Source organism: Cupriavidus sp. HMR-1, assembly GCF_000319775.1.
In the GTDB taxonomy this organism is placed as follows: Bacteria; Pseudomonadota; Gammaproteobacteria; order Burkholderiales; family Burkholderiaceae; genus Cupriavidus; species Cupriavidus metallidurans.
In genome coordinates this window covers 31131-50208 of record NZ_ANKP01000233.1, presented here as the reverse complement: position 1 = coordinate 50208, position 19078 = coordinate 31131, and the positions used below count along the sequence as shown (strand labels likewise).

15 protein-coding genes are annotated in these 19078 nt (G+C 63.0%); 8 read left to right on the top strand and 7 right to left on the bottom strand.

Annotated features, from left to right (window positions below):
- Nucleotides 1-309: 309 nt before the first annotated feature.
- Nucleotides 310-2265, bottom strand: a complete 1956-nt coding sequence (locus D769_RS23740; RefSeq protein WP_234819101.1) for a cellulose biosynthesis regulator YedQ — start codon at nt 2263-2265, stop codon at nt 310-312.
- A gap of 83 nt (nt 2266-2348) precedes the next feature.
- Here D769_RS23740 and D769_RS23735 point away from each other — a divergent pair, with 83 nt between their 5' ends.
- Both D769_RS23735 and purL read left to right on the top strand, forming a co-directional pair.
- Nucleotides 2349-2936 (top strand): winged helix DNA-binding protein, encoded by a 588-nt coding sequence (locus D769_RS23735; RefSeq protein ID WP_008650259.1) that lies wholly within the window; start codon nt 2349-2351, stop codon nt 2934-2936.
- Between the two features lie 227 nt (nt 2937-3163).
- Nucleotides 3164-7210 carry a phosphoribosylformylglycinamidine synthase gene (gene purL, locus D769_RS23730; RefSeq protein ID WP_008650256.1) on the top strand — a complete coding sequence of 1349 codons (4047 nt, stop codon included), beginning with the start codon at nt 3164-3166 and terminating at the stop codon, nt 7208-7210.
- Between the two features lie 112 nt (nt 7211-7322).
- On the opposite strand, the gene D769_RS23725 is transcribed toward purL, so the two are convergent.
- The 6 genes from D769_RS23725 to D769_RS23700 form a co-directional block, all read right to left on the bottom strand.
- A complete protein-coding gene (locus tag D769_RS23725; protein WP_008650255.1) occupies nt 7323-7670 on the bottom strand; it encodes a hypothetical protein in 348 nt (115 codons plus the stop codon).
- A gap of 188 nt (nt 7671-7858) precedes the next feature.
- Nucleotides 7859-8653: a peptidylprolyl isomerase gene (locus D769_RS23720; protein ID WP_008650253.1), complete on the bottom strand. Its 795-nt coding sequence runs from the start codon at nt 8651-8653 to the stop codon at nt 7859-7861.
- A 4-nt stretch (nt 8654-8657) separates the two neighbouring features.
- Nucleotides 8658-8972, bottom strand: a complete 315-nt coding sequence (locus D769_RS23715; RefSeq protein WP_008650250.1) for a BolA family transcriptional regulator — start codon at nt 8970-8972, stop codon at nt 8658-8660.
- Between the two features lie 61 nt (nt 8973-9033).
- Nucleotides 9034-9573, bottom strand: coding sequence for a septation protein A (locus D769_RS23710; protein WP_008650249.1), 540 nt, complete (start codon nt 9571-9573; stop codon nt 9034-9036).
- Between the two features lie 95 nt (nt 9574-9668).
- Nucleotides 9669-10076, bottom strand: a complete 408-nt coding sequence (gene msrB / locus D769_RS23705) for a peptide-methionine (R)-S-oxide reductase MsrB (RefSeq protein WP_008650248.1) — start codon at nt 10074-10076, stop codon at nt 9669-9671.
- A gap of 48 nt (nt 10077-10124) precedes the next feature.
- A complete protein-coding gene (locus D769_RS23700) occupies nt 10125-11675 on the bottom strand; it encodes a protein adenylyltransferase SelO (protein WP_008650247.1) in 1551 nt (516 codons plus the stop codon).
- 401 nt (nt 11676-12076) lie between these two features.
- On the opposite strand from D769_RS23700, the gene D769_RS23695 reads away from it, so the two are divergent.
- The 6 genes from D769_RS23695 (at nt 12077) to D769_RS23670 (ending at nt 18969) form a co-directional block, all read left to right on the top strand.
- Nucleotides 12077-13702, top strand: a complete 1626-nt coding sequence (locus D769_RS23695; RefSeq protein WP_040011215.1) for a 3-(methylthio)propionyl-CoA ligase — start codon at nt 12077-12079, stop codon at nt 13700-13702.
- A 159-nt stretch (nt 13703-13861) separates the two neighbouring features.
- Nucleotides 13862-15112: a branched-chain amino acid ABC transporter substrate-binding protein gene (locus tag D769_RS23690; RefSeq protein ID WP_008650245.1), complete on the top strand. Its 1251-nt coding sequence runs from the start codon at nt 13862-13864 to the stop codon at nt 15110-15112.
- A 106-nt stretch (nt 15113-15218) separates the two neighbouring features.
- Nucleotides 15219-16166: a branched-chain amino acid ABC transporter permease gene (locus tag D769_RS23685; RefSeq protein WP_008650244.1), complete on the top strand. Its 948-nt coding sequence runs from the start codon at nt 15219-15221 to the stop codon at nt 16164-16166.
- Between the two features lie 3 nt (nt 16167-16169).
- Nucleotides 16170-17483 (top strand): branched-chain amino acid ABC transporter permease, encoded by a 1314-nt coding sequence (locus tag D769_RS23680; protein WP_008650243.1) that lies wholly within the window; start codon nt 16170-16172, stop codon nt 17481-17483.
- Nucleotides 17483-18259 carry an ABC transporter ATP-binding protein gene (locus D769_RS23675; RefSeq protein WP_008650242.1) on the top strand — a complete coding sequence of 259 codons (777 nt, stop codon included), beginning with the start codon at nt 17483-17485 and terminating at the stop codon, nt 18257-18259. Before D769_RS23680 ends, D769_RS23675 begins: the two co-directional genes overlap by 1 nt.
- Nucleotides 18256-18969: an ABC transporter ATP-binding protein gene (locus D769_RS23670; protein ID WP_011516585.1), complete on the top strand. Its 714-nt coding sequence runs from the start codon at nt 18256-18258 to the stop codon at nt 18967-18969. The genes D769_RS23675 and D769_RS23670 overlap by 4 nt, the downstream gene beginning before the upstream one ends.
- Nucleotides 18970-19078: the final 109 nt, after the last annotated feature.

Genomic DNA, 19078 nt, shown 5'->3' with positions numbered 1-19078 from the left:
CGCTGGCGGCCCTGGTGGCGGCTTCGGCAAGCAGGTCGGCGCGGCTGGTGGTGCCGGCGCGGACGGCGGCGTTCAGGGAGGCGATGTCAGGCAGCATGACGGTTTGCGTGGGCGAGACGAAGGTGACAGGCGCCGCGGAGCAAAATCACATTCACGCATTGCCTGTGTGAATCAAGAGGCTCAAGAATCCGACAAGGGTAGCAAGAAGCGCATCGGCGGGACATAGGGAAGGACGCTATATCCCGAGGCGCGGCAAGAAATACCGTTCGATGCCAGGATCGCATCGCCCGGGCGATCAGGCAGACGAGATCAGGCCCCCTTGACGGGCTTCTCGTTCTCCATCTCCTCCGGCTGCGGATCATCCCAGACGACCTTGTTTCGGCCGCTGGCCTTCGCGGCATAGAGGCGTTGGTCCGCCGCCATCAGCAGCGAGTCGAGGTTGCCCGGTTCGCCTGGCGCGATCTGCGCCACGCCGAAGGACGCGGTGAAACGGATGGATGCCGTGTCAGCGCTGTCGACCGGTTCGCAGACCAATGCTTGCAGGGCCAGGCGAAGCTTTTCGGCCAGGTTGGCTGCATCCGCGATACCCGTGCGTGGCAACAGGACGGCAAACTCCTCGCCGCCCAGTCGCGCCGGCAGATCGACATTCCGGACATTCGCGCGCAGCGCGTCCGCCAGGGTGCGCAGCACCACGTCTCCGCTGGCATGTCCCCAGCGGTCGTTGATCTTCTTGAATCGATCGATGTCGAGCATGATCAGCGAGACCGGAACGGCGTCCCGCTTGCACCATGCGTAGGCGTCTGCGAATCGGGATGCGAACACGCGACGGTTCGCCAACCCGGTCAGGGCATCGGTCTCGGCGAGGGTCCGGAGGGCTTCGCCCCGGTCAATGTAGTGCCCGAACAATGTATGGACAACTGCCAGCGTGAAGCAAAGCAGAAGGCCCAGGGCGACAGCGCCGGCGCCAATGGTGCCGCTCAGGCGGGCGACGCTCGCCTGTAGCAGTTCCCGCGTGGAGACCTCGTCGACCATTATCAGGCCGCTGTTTCCGAGCTTGCGATAGATGAGGCGGCTGCCATGCTCGTTGTTCAGAATGCCGGCATCGCCCCTGAACGCCACCGCGAGCTTGTCCGCCGGCCATTTGTCGATGAGCACGGACGCGAGCGTTTCGCCCCGATGCACGTTTCGCATACCGGCGCCCACGAGTATGCCGTTGTGGTCCACCAGGTAGTTGTTGACGTCGTGATGGGGGGCAAGGTTGAGAGACTCGTCAAGACTGGGCCGCGGAATCTCCAGAATCAGAACGGCCTTGAATGCGTTGCCGGCGTAGACAGGAGCACTCAGGAATAGCGACGATTCGCCAGCGTCGTCCATGGACCGCGCGATGCTCCATTGCTGCTTTCGCGTCGGATTGGCCAAGGGGAGGCTATTACGAAAGTACCCGGCGGAGGCGAAGGTCCGCAGGGTCGGATCAACGTCCTGCTCGCTAATGGCCGGGTAAGCCACGATGATGCCGCTGGCGGACACATAGGCAATGCGTTCCCGGAGCCCGGGTTCGTTGTGTCCCGCACTGAACATATGGCTGAGCGCGATTGCAACCGCCATGCCCGGGATCAGCTTGGCATCGTCGCGCGAGAAGCCATCCAGCCCAGTGAGCCGCGCCGCGCTGACGCCATAGACGGGCGCCGCCTCACGTGTCCGCAGCGCCCAGACATCGTCATTGCGGTGCTCAAAGGCAGTCTGGATGTCGTGGGCGAAGAGGGCTGGCAGTTCATCCTGGATCTGCATCAGGTGCTCGGCGTAGTTCCGGATGTTCGCCAGGCGCTCCGCCTCCAGTTGAAGCAGCGCGTTGATGCTCACGGCACGAACCGCCTGCATCTGTCTGACCGACTCGATCTCCGTGTCGCGCGACAACATCATGCCCCGGAGGATGAGCAGCAATATCAGGAGAATGGCGGCGCTGAACGCAATCAGAATGAAGCGGCGAGGGCGCTTGATGAGCGCGAGCCATAACCGGCTCAGGAACCTGTCGGACGGGAGCAGTCGTCCGGTATCGGAGGCGGAGTGCATGTGATTGTTCTTCAATACGTGACCATGGCCAGTACCCGATCTGGAACGTGATGGCTCTTGCGCGACGGGAAGTCGTATCGTGCCGGATTCAGATCCGTCAGAGACTGTCCGTCGAAAAATTTTAGATCGGTTCTGCAAATCTTCGCGTCGAGGGGGTGACAGCCCGGCAGCACACGATGGCGGCGGATTTCTCATCGATTTGCCGATAAACTGTCGCGTAAATCGCCTAAATCCGGGCGCCCAATGATTCAAAATCGCATCCCAGGAGACTGCTTTTCATGGCACGCAAGCCCGTTTCGGACAGCCCCGCCACCGCTGCGCCAGTGGCGAGCCCCTCACCGGCCGCGCCACTGGCGCGCGCTGCCGGCGTCAACATTGTGTCGTCGTCGCATCTGGTTTCGGTGCGTAGCCCGGAATTGTCGGAGTTCGAGTTCGGGCTGAATACCGCTTACAACGCCTATAGCCGATGGGTGGTGCGCTGCATGGGTGCCGCTGGCGTGCGCGACCTGACGTTCCTGGACGTGCTGGTACTGCACCACGTCAATCATCGCGGACGCGCCAAGCGGCTGGCGGACATCTGCTTTGTGCTGAACGTCGAAGATACCCATCTGGTCACATACGCGCTCAAGAAGCTCGTGGGGCTGGGACTGGTGGCCGGGGAGCGGGTTGGCAAGGAGGCCACTTACGCCACCACGCAGGCTGGTACCGACGCCTGCGCCCGGTACCGCGAGATCCGCGAGCAGTGCCTGACGAGCAATTTCACGGAGGGTAGCGAGGAAAACCTGGAGATCGGCGAACTGGCACGCCTGCTGCGTGTGTTGACCGGTCTCTACGAGCAGGCGGCGCGCTCCGCCACTTCCCTTTGATAATGTGACGTATTATGCTCTATAGCACAGCTTGGCCTGCCGATAATGACGTCGGTCAGGCTGTCCTTGCCAGCTTTCTCGCGGAATGTCTGTCGGCCCCCGATTGCGCAATGCAAAAAGCGGTCGCCGACAAGGTACAATAGCGGTTTCCCGCCAGCCGGCATTCCATTCAGCAGTGTCGGCGGCCGCCTGCCCCGACCCTCCTACGCCTCCCGACCGCAACGATCATGGCGCATTTCTCGTGCTTCCCCGGCGCTTTGGCGCTTTCCGCCTTCCGTCAGCAACGCCTGCTTGCCGCTCTCCAACAGATCGACGCCGATATTGAATCGGTGCACGGCCAGTTCGTGCACTTCGTCGATTCGGACACGCCGCTGTCCGCCGAGGATCAGACCCGCATCGGCGCGATGCTGACCTACGGCGCGCCGTTCACCGCTCAGACCGAGGGCGACCGCTTCGTGGTGATCCCGCGCTTCGGCACGATCTCGCCGTGGGCCAGCAAGGCCACCGATATCGCCCACAACTGCGGCCTGACCCACGTTCACCGTATCGAGCGCGGCATCGAAATCACGGTCATCTGCAAGAAGGGGCTGCTGCGCGGCCGCAAGACGCTGGATGCCGGCACGCGCGCCGCTGTCGCCGCACATCTGTTCGACCGCATGACCGAAACGGTGATCGGCAGCCGTGAAGAGGCCGCCGCGCTGTTCCAGGAACTGCCGGCCAAGCCGCTGCAGTTCATCGACATCTCGGCGGGTCGCAGCGCGCTGGTGGACGCCAACACGGCAATGGGCCTGGCGCTGTCCGAGGACGAGATCGATTACCTGCTGGACGCCTACGGCAAGCTCGAACGCAATCCGACCGACGTCGAGTTGATGATGTTCGCGCAGGCCAACAGCGAGCACTGCCGCCACAAGATCTTCAACGCCACGTGGACCATCGATGGCGTGTCCCAGGACAAGTCGCTGTTCGCGATGATCCGCAATACGCACCAGTTGAACCCGCAGGGGTCGATCGTGGCGTACTCGGACAACTCGGCGGTCATGGAAGGCGACGTGGCCGAGCGCTGGTTCCCGCGTGGCGCGAATCAGAAGTACGGCCGCCACGAGGCGCTGACCCACACGCTGATGAAGGTGGAAACGCACAACCACCCGACCGCGATCTCGCCGTTCCCTGGCGCGTCGACCGGTGCGGGCGGTGAAATCCGCGACGAAGGCGCAACTGGACGTGGCGCCAAGCCCAAGGCCGGCCTGACCGGCTTCACGGTGTCGAACCTGATGCTGCCCGATGCCGTCGAGTCATGGGAAAACGCGCGCGACGCGGCCCAGCCGGTGTCCCACCGCAATCCGGACGACAAGCCGGTTGTGACCGGCAAGCCGGACCGCATCGCATCCCCGCTGCAGATCATGATCGACGGGCCGCTCGGCGGCGCGGCGTTCAACAACGAATTTGGCCGCGCCAACCTGGGTGGCTACTTCCGCGTCTACGAGCAGAACGTTGGCGGCACCGTGCGCGGCTATCACAAGCCGATCATGATCGCCGGCGGCATTGGCAACATCGACGGCTCGCACACGCACAAGGACCCGCTGCCGGCCGGCACGTTGCTGATCCAGCTGGGCGGCCCGGGTATGCGTATCGGCATGGGTGGCGGCGCGGCCAGTTCGATGGCGACCGGCACGAACACCGCCGATCTCGATTTCGATTCGGTGCAGCGTGGCAACCCGGAAATGGAACGCCGCGCGCAGGAAGTCATCAACGCCTGCTGGCAGCTTGGCGATGAGAACCCGATCCTGTCGATCCACGACGTTGGCGCGGGTGGCATTTCGAACGCGTTCCCCGAGCTCGTCGACGGCGCTGACCGTGGCGCGCGTTTCGACCTGCGTCAGGTGCATCTGGAAGAGTCGGGCCTGTCGCCTGCCGAGATCTGGTGCAATGAGTCCCAAGAGCGCTATGTGCTGGCGATCGCGCCGAACAGCCTGCCGCTGTTCCAGGCGATGTGCGAGCGTGAGCGTTCGCCGTTTGCCGTGGTGGGGGTCGCGACTGAGGAGAAACAGCTCCAGCTTGTCGACTCGCATGTGGACGCCGCGCTGAAGGAACACTTCCCGGTCAATATGCCGATGGACGTGCTGCTGGGCAAGCCGCCGCGCATGCATCGCGACGTGACGCGCGTGGAGCGTGAGTTCCCGCCCGTCGACGTGACCGGCATCTCGCTGGAACAAGCCGTGCGTGACGTGCTGCGCCACCCGACCGTGGCCAACAAGTCGTTCCTGATCTCGATCGGTGACCGTACCGTGGGCGGGATGAACGCCCGCGACCAGATGGTGGGCCCGTGGCAGGTGCCGGTGGCCGACGTGGCCGTGACCACGCTCGACTACAAGGGCACGGCTGGCGAGGCGATGACGATGGGCGAGCGCACGCCGCTGGCCGTGATCGACGCGCCGGCCTCGGGCCGCATGGCGATCGGCGAAGCGCTGACCAACCTGGCAGCGGCACCGGTCAAGGACCTGGGCAAGGTGAAGCTCTCGGCCAACTGGATGGCTGCCTGTGGCGTGGCTGGCGAAGACGCCAAGCTTTACGACACGGTGCACGCCGTCGGCATGGAACTGTGCCCGGCACTGGGCATCAGCATCCCGGTCGGCAAGGATTCGCTGTCGATGCGCACCAAATGGTCCGATGCCGATGGCGACAAGGAAGTCGTAGCGCCGGTATCGCTGATCATCTCCGCATTCGCGGCGGTGGACGACGTGAACCGCACGCTGACGCCGCAGCTTCGCACGGACCTGGGGGAGAGCGTGCTGATCGCGATCGATCTCGGGCGCGCCAGGAACCGCATGGGCGGCAGCATTCTGGCCCAGGTGACGCAGCAGGTGGGCGATAGCGCCCCTGATGTCGACAACGCGGAAGACCTCAAGAACTTCTTCAACGTGATCCAGCGCCTGAACCGTGAAGGCAAGCTGCTGGCCTATCACGATCGTTCGGACGGCGGTTTCATGGCTGCCGTGGCGGAGATGGCGTTCGCGGGCCACTGCGGTGTGTCGCTGAACGTCGACATGCTGACGCTCGATCCGAATGGCGAGCAGGATTACGGCGACGCCAAGAACTGGGCGCAGCAGGTCGCGGAACGTCGCAATGACCAGACGCTGCGCGCACTGTTCTCCGAGGAACTCGGTGCCGTGGTCCAGGTGCGCCTGGAAGAGCGCGACGCCGTGTTCGCGGTGCTGCGCGAGGCGGGCCTGTCGGCATGCAGCCATGTGATCGGCAAGCCGAACACGAACGACCAGGTCGAGATCTATCGCGATGCCAAGAAGGTGTTCGGCGCCGCGCGTGCCGATCTGCAGCGTACGTGGACCGAGGTGAGCTGGCGTATCGCGCGTCTGCGCGACAACCCCGCCTGTGCCGATAGCGAGTACGAGCGCGTGCTCGATGCCGGCGACCCCGGCATCAGCCCCGTGCTGACGTTCGACCCGGCCGAGAATATCGCCGCGCCGTTCATCGCTTCGGGCGCGCGTCCGCGCGTGGCCATCCTGCGCGAGCAGGGTGTGAATTCGCAGATCGAGATGGCGTACAGCATGGATCTGGCGGGCTTCGACACGCACGATGTCCATATGAGCGACCTGATTGCCGGCCGCGCCAGCCTGGCTGATTTCAAGGGCTTCGTGGCCTGCGGTGGCTTCAGCTACGGTGACGTGCTGGGTGCGGGCGAAGGCTGGGCCAAGACAATCCTGTTCAATGGCCAGATGGCCGAACAGTTCGCGGCGTTCTTCAATCGCCAGGACACCTTCGCGCTGGGCGTGTGCAACGGCTGCCAGATGATGAGCAACCTGGCCCCGATCATTCCGGGTGCGGGCGCCTGGCCGAAGTTCACGCGTAACCAGTCGGAACAGTACGAAGCTCGCTTCGTGACCGTCGAAGTGCAGCAGTCGTCGTCGATCTTCTTCGCCGGCATGGAAGGCAGCCGCATTCCGATCGTCGTGGCGCACGGTGAAGGTTTTGCCGACTTCTCGCAGCAAGGCGACATCGCCAAGGCAAACGTGGCCCTGCGTTTCGTCGATAACCGTGGCGCAGCGACGCAGACGTATCCGCTGAACCCGAATGGTTCGCCGGAGGGCATCACGTCGGTTACGACGGTCGATGGCCGCTTTACCGTGCTGATGCCGCACCCGGAGCGGGTGTTCCGTACCGCGACGATGAGCTGGGCGCCGGACGCTTGGAAGCAGATCGCCGATGGTGGCAGCCCGTGGATGCGCATGTTCCGTAACGCACGGAAGTGGGTGGGCTAAGGCGTTATCCCACTCATGCCAAAGGCGCCCGATTGTCGGGCGCCTTTTTCTTTTGGTGCCGCCGTCTGCATTACGGGCAGACGCTCAGACGCTCAGGTGGTGAAATTCGAGTTCAAGCTACAGCCGTATTGGGCTGGTCCGCAGGCGATGGCGGTGAGGCGGATGGCGTAGGCGCGGACTCCCGCGTCTGCAGGCGGGCGCTCCAGGGCAGATACCGGGAATAGAGGAGGCGCAAGCGATCGGACCCGGGGGGGATTTTGACTTCTCCACGGATTTCCATGAAGGCGACCGTGGCCTGAAGCAGTTTCGCTTGCGCATAGCGATCACGCACGGGGAGGTGAGCAAGCAGGCTGCGCCATCGACCGCCGGTGCATTCGATATTGGGCATTCCCAGCGCGCAATAGACCATGCCACTGGAGAAGATGTGCCACATTTGCCAATAGCCGCTGGTCACGCCCATTGCTTGATATCCATGGAAGTCATGAAGCCTGCGCCGAAACGCGTGGCTCTGATCTTACCGGGGCCGGTGCCAAGTGGAAACCCGCCACCTGTATCAAGATCAAACACGTGCCGTGCAAGGCTGCCCAGAGTGCTCCAAATGAAAAAACCGGCGCATTAGCGCCGGTTTTTTAGCGGATTGGCAACAGATTACTGAATCTTCGCCTTGTCCTTGAGGGACTTCATCATCGCCTGGAACTGCTCGCGCTGCCAGCCCTGATCGCCCATCATCATCTGCTGAAGCTGCGGCTTCACTTCTTCGAACGACGGGATCTTGGCGTCGCGCGTGTCCACCAGTTCGATGATGTGCCAGCCAAACTGGGTCTTGACCGGCGTATCGGTCATCTGGCCCTTCTTCAGGTTGGTCATCGCGGCCGAGAACTCGGGCACGTAGCTGCTGCTGTTGGCCCAATCCAGGTCGCCACCGTTCGCGGCGGAACCGGTGTCCTTCGATTGGGCCTTGGCTACATCTTCGAACTTGGCGCCGGCCTTGATCTTGGCGATCAGTGCTTTGGCGTCGGCTTCCTTCTCCACGAGGATGTGACGGACGTGGTATTCCTTGCCGTTGCCGAACTGGGCCTTGATCTTCTCGTATTGCTTGCGCAGCTCTTCATCGCTGGCGCCGTGGGTGCGCACGTAGTCCTCGAACACCGCGCCGGCCAGCACGTTCAGGCGGGCTTGTTCCAGTTGCTCCTGCACGTCGTCACGCTGGGTGATGCCGCGCTTGTTGGCTTCCTGGAGCAGCAGTTCGCGGTCGATCAGCATGTTGCGCGCACGGTCGCGCAGCTCGGGAGTTTCCGGCTGGCCAGTGCTGGCGATCAGCTTGTCCACCTTGGCCGACGAAATCGGCTTGCCATTCACAACGGCAGCGTTCTGGGCGAATGCGGGCAGGCTGCCAGCAGCAAGCACAGCCGCCAGGCTGAACGAGAGGACGGAGGTCTTCATGGGGTCAGGTCTGAGAGTTGCGAGTAGCGTCGCGGGTTGCTTCGCGTGATTGATATTCTTGGTCGGTGTACGCGTTGACAGCCAACGCGTGGATTTGCGAGGGGAACAGTTCGCGCAGCGCATCATACACCATACGGTGCCGGGCTACGCGAGAGTGACCCCCGAACCGCTCGCTGACGATGAGCACGTCATAGTGCCCGCCGCCAGAGGCAGCGCCTGCATGGCCGGCATGGGCGGCGCTGTCGTCGCGCACGGTCAGGCGGGTGGGATCAAGCGCTGCCTGGAGCAGTGCTTCGATGGTGGCGGGATCAGCTGCCATGCGGATTTCCTTCTGTTCTGTTCTGTTCTGTTCTGTATCGATGAGTCCGCGGCGCGGTGGCTTATTCGGACGGGGTTTCCTGGATATGGCGCGACAGCCAGATGCTCTGCGCCACGATGAACACCAGCATCAGGCCCATGCTGCCGAACAGCTTGAAGTTGACCCAGGTGTCGGTCGAAAACTGGTACGCCACATACAGGTTGAGCACGCCCATTACCGCGAAAAAGCCCGCCCAGGCGACGTTGAGGCGGCCCCACATCGGTTCGGGCAGCGTCACCTGCTTTTCCATCATGGCGCGGATCAGGTTCTTGCGCCATCCGATGACCGAGCCGATCAGGGTGACCGCGAACAGCCAATAGAGCACCGTCGGCTTCCACTTGATGAAGGTTTCGTTGTGCAGCAGGATCGTGGCGCCACCGAATACGGCGATGATCGCCAGGCTGACCCATTGCATGGGCTCGGCCTTGCCGTGACGGAAGTGAACCCAGGCAATCTGGACCACCGTCGCGCCGATCGCCACGGCCGTCGCGGGATAGATGCCGAACAGCTTGAAGGCGACGAAGAAAAGGATGACCGGGAACAGGTCGAAAAGAAATTTCATGCGGATGCGATAAGGTTGGCGGGTCGGCGATCAGGCTGGCCCGCGGGCGATCCGCCGCCGGGCAGATCGGTCATGCGACCGGAGTGCGGGTGTCGTCACCCACGATCTTCCGGATCGCGATCATCGAATTTTAGCGCAGCCGAGTTGATGCAATACCGAAGTCCGGTGGGAGCGGGGCCGTCTTCGAAGACGTGGCCCAGATGGCTGCCGCATTCCTTGCAGCGGACTTCCACCCGCGTCATGCCGTGGCTGTGGTCGGTGTGCTCGGCGATCACTTCGCCGTTGATCGGACGGAAATAGCTCGGCCAGCCGCAGCCGGCGTCGAATTTGGTGGCCGACTCGAACAGCGGCGTGCCGCAGCCCACACAATGGTAGATGCCCTGATTCCAGTGGTCCCAGTACTGGCCGGTGAACGGGCGTTCGGTGGCGGCCTCGCGCGTGACGCGGTACTCGATGTCCGACAGCTGGGAGCGCCATTCGGCGTCGGTCTTGGTCGTGGTCATGATCGTGCTTCCTGGTAGTGCGGCATTCTTGGGGGCGTTTGGTCTGGGTTACGACGAGCAACTGACTTCAAGGCCGGAGGCCCAGTCGGGCGGCAGCTTTGCATAGGGCTCGGCTTCGGGCTGTTCGTCAAATGGCTTCGACAAGACGGCCAGCAGGCGATCCACTTCGGAGAAATCCTTGTCGCGCGCGGCGCGGATTGCCGTCTCGGCCATATGGTTGCGCAGGACGTACTTCGGATTCGTGGCCAGCATGCCGGTCGTGCGTGCCGCATCGTCCGACTGCTCGCTCTGGAGCCTCGCGCGGTACTCAGCTGCCCACGCATCCCAGGCCGCGCGATCGAGGAACAGGTCGCGTACCGGTGCGTCGTGCGAGTTATCCAGCGAAGAAACGCGCGAAAGATTGCGCCAGAACAATGTGTAGTCCACGCGATTTTCGTGAAGTACACGGAACAGATTGGTCATCAGCGTCTCGTCTTGCTCCTGTTCGCTGCGCAGGCCAAGCTTGGCGCGATAGTGACGGAAGAATGCCTCCGCGTAGCGGTCACGGAACGGGTCGAGCGCCTCACGCGCGGCTTCCACCGCGGCTGCCTTCTCGACCTCGGGGTCTGCCGCGTTGGTGTCGCGCCAGAGCGGCAGCAGCGCCTGTGCCAGGCAGTGCAGGTTCCAGAAGGCGATCTGTGGTTGCTGGCTGTAGGCGTAGCGGCCCTGCTGGTCTGAGTGGTTGCAGATGTGATTGGCGTCGAATGCGTCGAGGAATCCAAATGGGCCGTAGTCGATCGTCAGGCCCAGGATCGACATGTTGTCGGTGTTCATCACCCCGTGGCAGAAGCCCACTGCTTGCCAGTGGGCGACCATGTCGGCCGTTAGCAGGGACACTTCGCGCAGCAGGGCCTGGTACGGATTCGCGGCGTCCCGGCAGGCTGGGTAGAAGTTGTCGATGACGAAATCGGCCAGTTGACGGAGCGATGCATGGTCTTCACGCGCGGCAAAGTGCTCGAAATGCCCGAAACGGATAAAGCTTGGTGCCAGCCGCGTCACCACAGCAGAGGTCTCGATGGTTTCGCGACGTACCGGCGCGTCGGAGCCGATGATCGACAACGCCCGAGTGGTCGGCACGCCCAGCGCATACATGGCCTCGGAGCACAGGTATTCGCGAATCGAGGAACGCAGGACCGCGCGGCCGTCTGCCATACGAGAGTAGGGGGTGAGTCCCCCCCCCTTCAGTTGGATCTCCCACGGGCCGCCCGGCGTTTGCGCTTCGGCCAGCCGGATCGCGCGGCCATCGCCAAGCTGCCCGGCCCAGACGCCGAACTGGTGGCCGGAGTAAACGGTGGCCAGCGGGTCCGCCCAGTCCGGTACCGCGTTGCCGACAAAGCTGTCGATGAAGGCCGGGTCCTTGACCGCATCCTGCAGGTCCGTCTCGTTCCAGCCCAGCAGCGCCGCAGCGGCTGGCGCGACACTGACAAGGTAGGGCGAAGGCAGTGGCGTCGGGGTGAGTCGCGTGAAGAAGCGCTCGCCGAGCGCGGCAATGCCGGGGCGCGTGCCAAAGGGTACGTTGAAGGAGGTCGGGGGCAAGACGTCAGTGGGTTCGTTGGGCATCAGGGGCAGCCAAAAATGGCATGGCTCCGCATCGGTCAGACCGCTCAATGATGGCGCTGCCGAATGCCCAGTATGAGTGCACATGCATCGAATGCATGGTGCTAGGGGAAAACGACATATTGAGACACATCTGGCCTCGCAGTATTGTACTTGCACCGGTTTCCCCCTGTAGCCCAAGGGTCTCCGCTGTATCGCAGACCACGCAAATAGCGATGCAAATAGCGGACATCAATCCTATGCATGACAGGGGCCGGAGCGCTGCCATCGAGCGCGGCGCTCGCGCGATCCTTCACACATAAGTGTCACCGGTTTCTGTTTTCGCGGAGTATGGGAGCAATCGGCCAAAAATTAGCACGATTGTTCGTTTTTCAGACAGATCATTCAAGACTGGAGACAGTTTCATGGCTTTGATGGGACAAATGATGAGCGCACCGTTGCTCATTTCCTCCATCATCCGGCACGCTGCGCGCTACTACGGCAGCACCGAAATCGTCTCGCGACGAACCGAAGGCGACCTGCATCGCTACACCTACCGCGATTGCGAACTGCGCGCGCGCAAGCTGGCACAGGCGCTCGGCGCGCTGGGCGTGCAGCAGGGCGAACGCGTTGGCACGCTGGCCTGGAACGGCTATCGCCACCTCGAGATTTACTACGGCGTGTCCGGCATGGGCGCTGTCTGTCATACGATCAACCCGCGCCTGTTCCCGGAACAGATCGCCTACATCGTCAATCATGCCGACGACCAGTACGTGTTCTTCGACAGCACGTTCCTGCCGCTGGTAGAGGGCGTGGCGCCGCATTGCCCGAACGTGAAGGGCTGGGTGATGATGTCCGACCGCGCCCACATGCCGGCCGAGTCGAAGGTCGACCTGATCTGCTACGAAGACCTGATCGACGCCCAGGACGGCAACTACGAGTGGCCGCAGTTCGACGAGAACCAGGCGTCCAGCCTTTGCTACACGTCCGGTACCACGGGCAACCCGAAGGGCGCGCTGTACTCGCATCGCTCGACGGTGTTGCACTCGTACGCCTCGGCACTGCCCGATGCGCTCGGATGCTCGGCGCGCGACGTGATTTTGCCGGTCGTGCCGATGTTCCACGTCAACGCCTGGGGCCTGCCGTACTCGGTGCCGCTGGTCGGCGCGAAGCTGGTGTTGCCCGGGCCGAAGCTTGACGGTGCTTCGCTGTTCGAACTGTTCGAGCAGGAGGGCGTGACCTTCTCCGCCGGCGTGCCGACGGTCTGGCTGGGCCTGCTGCAATACGTCCAGGCGAACAAGCTGCAGTTCTCGACGTTCCGCCGCACCGTGATTGGCGGATCGGCTGCGCCGCCCGCAATGATCCGCGCGCTCGAGGCGCTGGACGTGGAAGTCATCCACGCATGGGGCATGACCGAGATGTCGCCGCTGGGCACGTCTTGCAAGCTGCTGGCGCGCCATTTGGACCTGCCTGAGGAGGCGCGTCACAAGATCGTGGAGAAGCAGGGCCGCGTGATCTATGGCGTCGACATGAAGATCGTCGACGGTGACGGCAAGGAACTGCCGTGGGACGGCAAGGCCTTCGGCGACCTCTACGTGCGCGGCCCGTGGGTCATCGACCATTACTTCCGCAACGACAACAGCCCGCTCGTGGATGGCTGGTTCCCCACCGGGGACGTGGCCACGATCGACGAAGAGGGCTACATGCAGATCACGGACCGCAGCAAGGACGTGATCAAGTCTGGCGGCGAATGGATCTCGTCGATCGATGTCGAGAACGTCGCTGCCGCGCACCCGGCCGTGCACATGGCCGCCTGCATCTCCGCGTATCACCCGAAATGGGACGAGCGACCGCTGCTGGTGGTGGTCAAGCGCCCGAACATGGAGATCACGCGCGAGGAACTGCTCGGGTTCTTCGAGGGCAAGGTCGCCAAATGGTGGATTCCCGACGATGTGCTGTTCGTCAGCGAGATTCCGCTCACGGCTACCGGCAAGATGCAGAAGCTCAAGCTGCGGGAGCAGCTCAAAGACTACAAGCTGCCCACCGCCTGAGGCCGATCGAGGTCGACCGCAGCGGGATATTCATCTGATCAGGTAGCAGCAGGCATTTGCGCGGGCTCAGGGAAAGGGGTCCGCGCGCCGGTGACCGGCCACGCGAGGAGGGTGTGGCCGGCCACTCATCGCCAATGACAACAAGTGAAGGAGACAGGTATGACCAAGTTGCGTCCGCTGGTAACCGGGGTGGCGGCAGTTGTGGCACTGGGTTCCGCGCTGGTATCGGGAGTGGCTGCAGCCGATACGGTGAAGATCGCGTTTATCGATCCGCTTTCGGGTTTGATGGCCCCCGTGGGCCAGAACCAGCTCAAGAGCTGGCAGTACGTGGCCGACGTGGCCAACCAGAAGAACTGGGCGGGCGCGCACAAGTTCGAGGTGGTGGGGTTTGACAACAAGCTGTCGCCGCAGGAAAGCCTGACCATCCTCAAGCAGGCCGTGGACCAGAACATCCGCTATATCGTCCAGGGCAACGGCTCGGCCGTGGGTCTGGCGCTGGAAGATGCGGTGGCCAAGCACAACGAGCGCAATCCGGGCAAGGAAATCGTCTACCTGAACTACGCCGCGGTGGACCCGGACATGACCAACAGCAAGTGCAATTACTGGCATTTCCGGCTCGACGCGAACTCCGACATGAAGATGGAGGCGCTGACGACGTACCTGGCCAAGGACCCGAACGTCAAGAAGGTCTACCTGATCAACCAGAACTACTCGTTCGGCCACCAGGTGGCGCGCGCGGCAAAGGAATACCTGAAGCGCAAGCGTCCTGACATCCAGATCGTCGGCGAGGATCTGCACCCGCTGGCGCAGGTCAAGGACTTCGCGCCGTATGCGGCCAAGATCAAGGCGTCTGGTGCCGATACAGTGATCACCGGCAACTGGGGTAGCGACCTCGCGCTGCTGATCAAGGCGGGCAAGGATGCCGGCCTGCCGGTCAATTACTACACGTACTACGCGGCCACCACCGGGGTGCCGACGGCGATGGGTGCCTCCGGCGCCGAGCACGTCAAGTACGTCGGCTACTACAACCCGAACAATCCCACCTTCAAGGGTGGCGACATCGTCGAAGGCTTCAAGAAGAAGTACAACGACGACTTCTATGTGATGGCGGCTTACTCGGGCATTGCCTTCCTTGCCAAGGCCATGAAGGACACTGGTTCCACGGACCCGGTCAAGGTGGCCAAGGCGATGGAGGGCGCGAAGGTCGAGAGCATGAATGGGACGGTGGAAATGCGTAACACCGACCATCAGGCCCAGCAGCCGCTGGTGGTGGCCACCTGGACCAAGGTCAACGGCAAGGACATCAAGTTTGACCAGGAAAACACCGGCTATGGCTGGAAGACCAACGCGCAGCTTGACCAGTTCGTGGCCGCGCAGCCGACTTCCTGCCAGATGAAGCGGCCGAACTAAGTCGGGAAGACAAAGAGAAGGAAGGGCAGATCAGGGTTCCCGTTCGCGCGGGAACCCTGGACAATGCGGATTTTGTCGGGCCATGCTCCGGTGCCGAGGAGTTGCCGTGGAATTTTTTGTCATCTCGCTGTTGAACGGTGTCAGCTATGGGCTGTTGCTGTTCATGCTGTCATCGGGGCTGACGCTGATCTTCAGCATGATGGGTGTGCTGAACTTCGCGCATGCAAGTTTCTACATGCTGGGCGCGTACTTTGCCTACACCATTGCCACCAAGGTTGGCTTCTGGCCCGCGCTGATCTTTGCGCCGTTGCTGGTGGCTGGTGCTGGGGCACTGGTGGAGCGCTTCGGCCTGCGTACCGTTCATAAGTTCGGCCACGTCGCCGAACTGCTGTTCACCTTCGGGCTGGCCTATCTGATTGAGGAAGGGGTCAAGCTTGTCTGGGGCCTGGCCGCCGTGCCGTACCGGATTCCCGAGGTACTGGATGGCCCGCTCTTCACCGTCTTCACTTCGTCGTTCCCGAAGTACCGTGCGTTCATGATGCTCGTGTCACTGGGGATGCTGGTGGCGATCTACCTGGTGCTCACACGTACCCGCATCGGCCTGGTGATCCAGGCGGCGCTGACCCATCCCGAGATGGTCGAGGCCCTTGGTCACAACGTGCCGCGTGTCTTCATGATGGTCTTCGGCGGCGGTGCCGCGCTGGCCGGCCTGGCTGGGGTCATCGGCGGCAATGCGTTCGTGACCGAGCCGTCGATGGCAGCCGCGGTCGGGTCGATCGTGTTTGTCGTGGCCGTGGTTGGCGGCATGGGGTCACTCGTGGGGGCTTTCATCGCTTCGCTCCTGATCGGGGTGCTGCAGACCTTCGCCGTGACGATCGACGCCTCGATGGCGGGGCTGCTCGGCAGCCTTGGCATGACAGTCACCGATGCCACGCCGCTCAGTTCGCTCTGGAGACTCACGGTCGCCCAGGTGGCGCCGGTGCTGCCTTACGTGCTGATGGTGGTGATGCTGATCTTCCGCCCGCGCGGGCTAATGGGTACCCGGGAGAGCTGAGCGATGGAGTCGACGACGATGCAACAATCCTCCGATCCGGTGGTCACGGGGCGGACCATGCGCTACCGCCCGATGAACCTGTTGCGCTGGCTGATCTGGGGCGTGACCGTGGTGCTGATGCTGGTGATGCCATTGATCTTCAGCGGCGGCTTCGCGGTGACACTGCTGTCGCAGATGGGCATCATGATCATCTTCGCGCTCTCGTACAACATGCTGCTTGGGCAGACGGGCATGTTGTCGTTCGGGCACGCCGTGTATTCCGGGCTTGGCGCGTTTATCGCGGTGCACGTGCTGAACATGATCGGCGCGGGCAAGGTCTGGCTGCCGGTGTCGATGCTGCCGCTGGTGGGTGGGCTGGCCGGGGCGTTCTTCGGCGTGATCTTCGGCTACGTGACGACGAAGAAGTCGGGTACCACGTTTGCCATGATCACGATGGGGATTGGCGAGATGGTCTTTGCCAGTTCGCTGATGTTCCCGGACTTCTTCGGTGGCGAGGGCGGCATCTCGACCAACCGGGTGGTCGGCGAGCCGTTCCTCGGCATCACGTATGGCCACGGCCGTCAGGTCTATTACCTGATCGCCGCATGGTGCCTGCTGTCGATGGTGGCGATGTATGCGTGGACCCATACGCCGCTGGGACGTATCGCCAACGCCGTGCGCGATAACCCCGAGCGTGTGGAGTTCATCGGCTACAACACGCAACGGGTGCGCTATCTGGTGCTGATCCTGTCCGCGTTCTTCGCCGGCATCGCAGGCGCGCTGTCAGCGATCAACTTCGAGATTGTCTCGGCGGAGAACGTCAGCGCCGTGCGCTCGGGCGGCGTGCTGCTTGCGGCGTTTATCGGCGGGGCGGGAGTGTTCTTTGGCCCGGTGATTGGCGCCATCGTGTTCACGCTGTTCGCCGTGGCTCTGTCCGATCTGACCAAGGCATGGCTGCTCTACCTTGGCCTGTTCTTCGTGATGATGGTGATGTTCGTGCCAGGCGGCATCGCCAGCCTGCTAATGATGCAGATGCCGCTGGTGGCAAAGAAGCAGTTCGGCCGGATGCTGCCGTACTACGGGCGGGCTGCAGTGGCCGGTGCGGTGCTGCTGGCAGCGCTGATCCTGACGGTCGAGATGGTGTACAAGGTGCAGGTCGATAGCGCCAATGGCACGGAAATGTCGCTGGTGGGCATCAACTTCGATGCCGGCACGTTCGCGCCATGGATTGTTGCTGCGGCGCTGTGGGCGCTGGGGTATGCGGCGTGGCGCTGGGCGGCGGGGCAGGTTCGCGCGCAGCTCGATGCGATTCAGACGCAAACCGGGGGACACGCATGATGACGCCCGCACTTGAGCTTTCCGACGTCCGCAAGCGATTCGGCCAGACCGAGATTATCCGGGGCGTCACCCTTTCCATTGGCAAAGGTGAGCGCCACGCGCTGATCGGGCCGAACGGGGCGGGCAAGTCCACCACGTTCAACCTGATCTCCGGTCGATTCGCGCCGACGTCGGGCAGCGTGAAGCTGAACGGGCAAAGCATCGCCGGACTGCGGCCGTTCGAGATCAACCGGATGGGGCTCTCGCGCAGCTTCCAGATCACGAACATCTTTCATCGGCTGTCCGTGTTCGAGAACCTGCGTTGCGCGGTGCTCTGGTCGCTCGGCTATAAGTATTCGTTCTGGCACCGCCTGTCCGAACTGCGCGACGCGCGCGAGCGGGCCGAGGAAGTGCTCGAACTGATCGGCATGGAGCATCGGCGCAATACGCAGGCCGGCTTGTTGACCTATGCGGAGCAGCGCGCGCTGGAAATCGGCATCACGATCGCCGGCGGGGCCGAGGTCATCCTGCTCGACGAGCCGACGGCTGGCATGAGCCGCTCCGAGTCTGACCATGCCGTGGAACTGATCCGGAAGGTTACCGTCGGCAAGACGCTGGTGATGGTGGAGCACGACATGAGCGTCGTGTTTGGCCTGGCCGACAGGATCTCCGTGCTGGTCTATGGCGAGGTCATCGCCACCGATACACCCGAGGCGATTCGGAGCAATCGCAAGGTCAAGGAGGCTTATCTGGGTACCACGCTGGATGAACCGGCCACCGAGGGAGCGCACGGATGAGCACGCGGATGCTGGAAGTCACCGGGTTGCACGCCTACTACGGCAAGAGCCATATCCTCCACGGCGTGGATGCGCATGTGGACCAGGGCGAAATCGTCGCACTGCTCGGCCGCAACGGTGTGGGGCGATCGACCATGGCCAAGGCGATACTCGGCATGGTGAAGGCGGAGGGCTCGGTCAAGTTCCGGGGCGAGGAAATGCTCGGGCGCCGCACGTTCGAGATCGCGCATGCGGGGATCGGCTACGTGCCGGAGAATCGCGACATCTTCCCGACGCTGACCGTGCGGCAGAACCTGACCCTCGGCGAGAAGCGTAATCCCCGCCAGGCCAAGCCACGCTGGTCCGTCGCGGACATGTATCAGATGTTCCCAAGGCTCAAGGAGCGGGAGAATACGCCGGCCGGCGTGCTGTCGGGCGGCGAACAGCAGATGCTGACGCTATGCCGCACGCTGATGGGCGACCCGGACCTGGTCCTGATCGACGAGCCCACCGAGGGTCTGGCGCCAATGATCGTCACGCTGGTGGGAGATTTCCTGAAGACGCTCAAGGAGCGCGGTATCTCGGTGCTGCTGATCGAGCAGAAGCTGGCGATCGCGCTCGACATTTCACAGCGCGTCTATGTGATGGGCCACGGCCATATCGTCTTCGAGGGGACCCCCGTTGAACTGAAGGCGAATGCGCAGATACGGAAGGAGTGGCTGGAGGTGTAGGTGCTGGGCCGGGATTCAGATCCCAGGCCAGAGACATATCGGCGCCGCATCTCGATGGCCGGCCCCCGGCTGTTGTTCAATCCTCTGCTGTAGATTCAAAGCGCCTTTC

Excerpts from the sequence above, each read along its gene's own strand:
- D769_RS23720 (WP_008650253.1), bottom strand. The coding sequence starts at position 8,653 with ATGAAGACCTCCGTCCTCTCGTTCAGCCTGGCGGCTGTGCTTGCTGCT.
- D769_RS23735 (WP_008650259.1), top strand. The coding sequence starts at position 2,349 with ATGGCACGCAAGCCCGTTTCGGACAGCCCCGCCACCGCTGCGCCAGTG.
- msrB (WP_008650248.1), bottom strand. The coding sequence starts at position 10,076 with ATGACCACGACCAAGACCGACGCCGAATGGCGCTCCCAGCTGTCGGAC.
- purL (WP_008650256.1), top strand. The coding sequence starts at position 3,164 with ATGGCGCATTTCTCGTGCTTCCCCGGCGCTTTGGCGCTTTCCGCCTTC.
- D769_RS23725 (WP_008650255.1), bottom strand. The coding sequence starts at position 7,670 with ATGGGCGTGACCAGCGGCTATTGGCAAATGTGGCACATCTTCTCCAGT.
- D769_RS23710 (WP_008650249.1), bottom strand. The coding sequence starts at position 9,573 with ATGAAATTTCTTTTCGACCTGTTCCCGGTCATCCTTTTCTTCGTCGCC.
- D769_RS23680 (WP_008650243.1), top strand. The coding sequence starts at position 16,170 with ATGGAGTCGACGACGATGCAACAATCCTCCGATCCGGTGGTCACGGGG.
- D769_RS23700 (WP_008650247.1), bottom strand. The coding sequence starts at position 11,675 with ATGCCCAACGAACCCACTGACGTCTTGCCCCCGACCTCCTTCAACGTA.
- D769_RS23670 (WP_011516585.1), top strand. The coding sequence starts at position 18,256 with ATGAGCACGCGGATGCTGGAAGTCACCGGGTTGCACGCCTACTACGGC.
- D769_RS23740 (WP_234819101.1), bottom strand. The coding sequence starts at position 2,265 with ATGAGAAATCCGCCGCCATCGTGTGCTGCCGGGCTGTCACCCCCTCGA.
- D769_RS23690 (WP_008650245.1), top strand. The coding sequence starts at position 13,862 with ATGACCAAGTTGCGTCCGCTGGTAACCGGGGTGGCGGCAGTTGTGGCA.
- D769_RS23715 (WP_008650250.1), bottom strand. The coding sequence starts at position 8,972 with ATGGCAGCTGATCCCGCCACCATCGAAGCACTGCTCCAGGCAGCGCTT.
- D769_RS23695 (WP_040011215.1), top strand. The coding sequence starts at position 12,077 with ATGGCTTTGATGGGACAAATGATGAGCGCACCGTTGCTCATTTCCTCC.
- D769_RS23675 (WP_008650242.1), top strand. The coding sequence starts at position 17,483 with ATGACGCCCGCACTTGAGCTTTCCGACGTCCGCAAGCGATTCGGCCAG.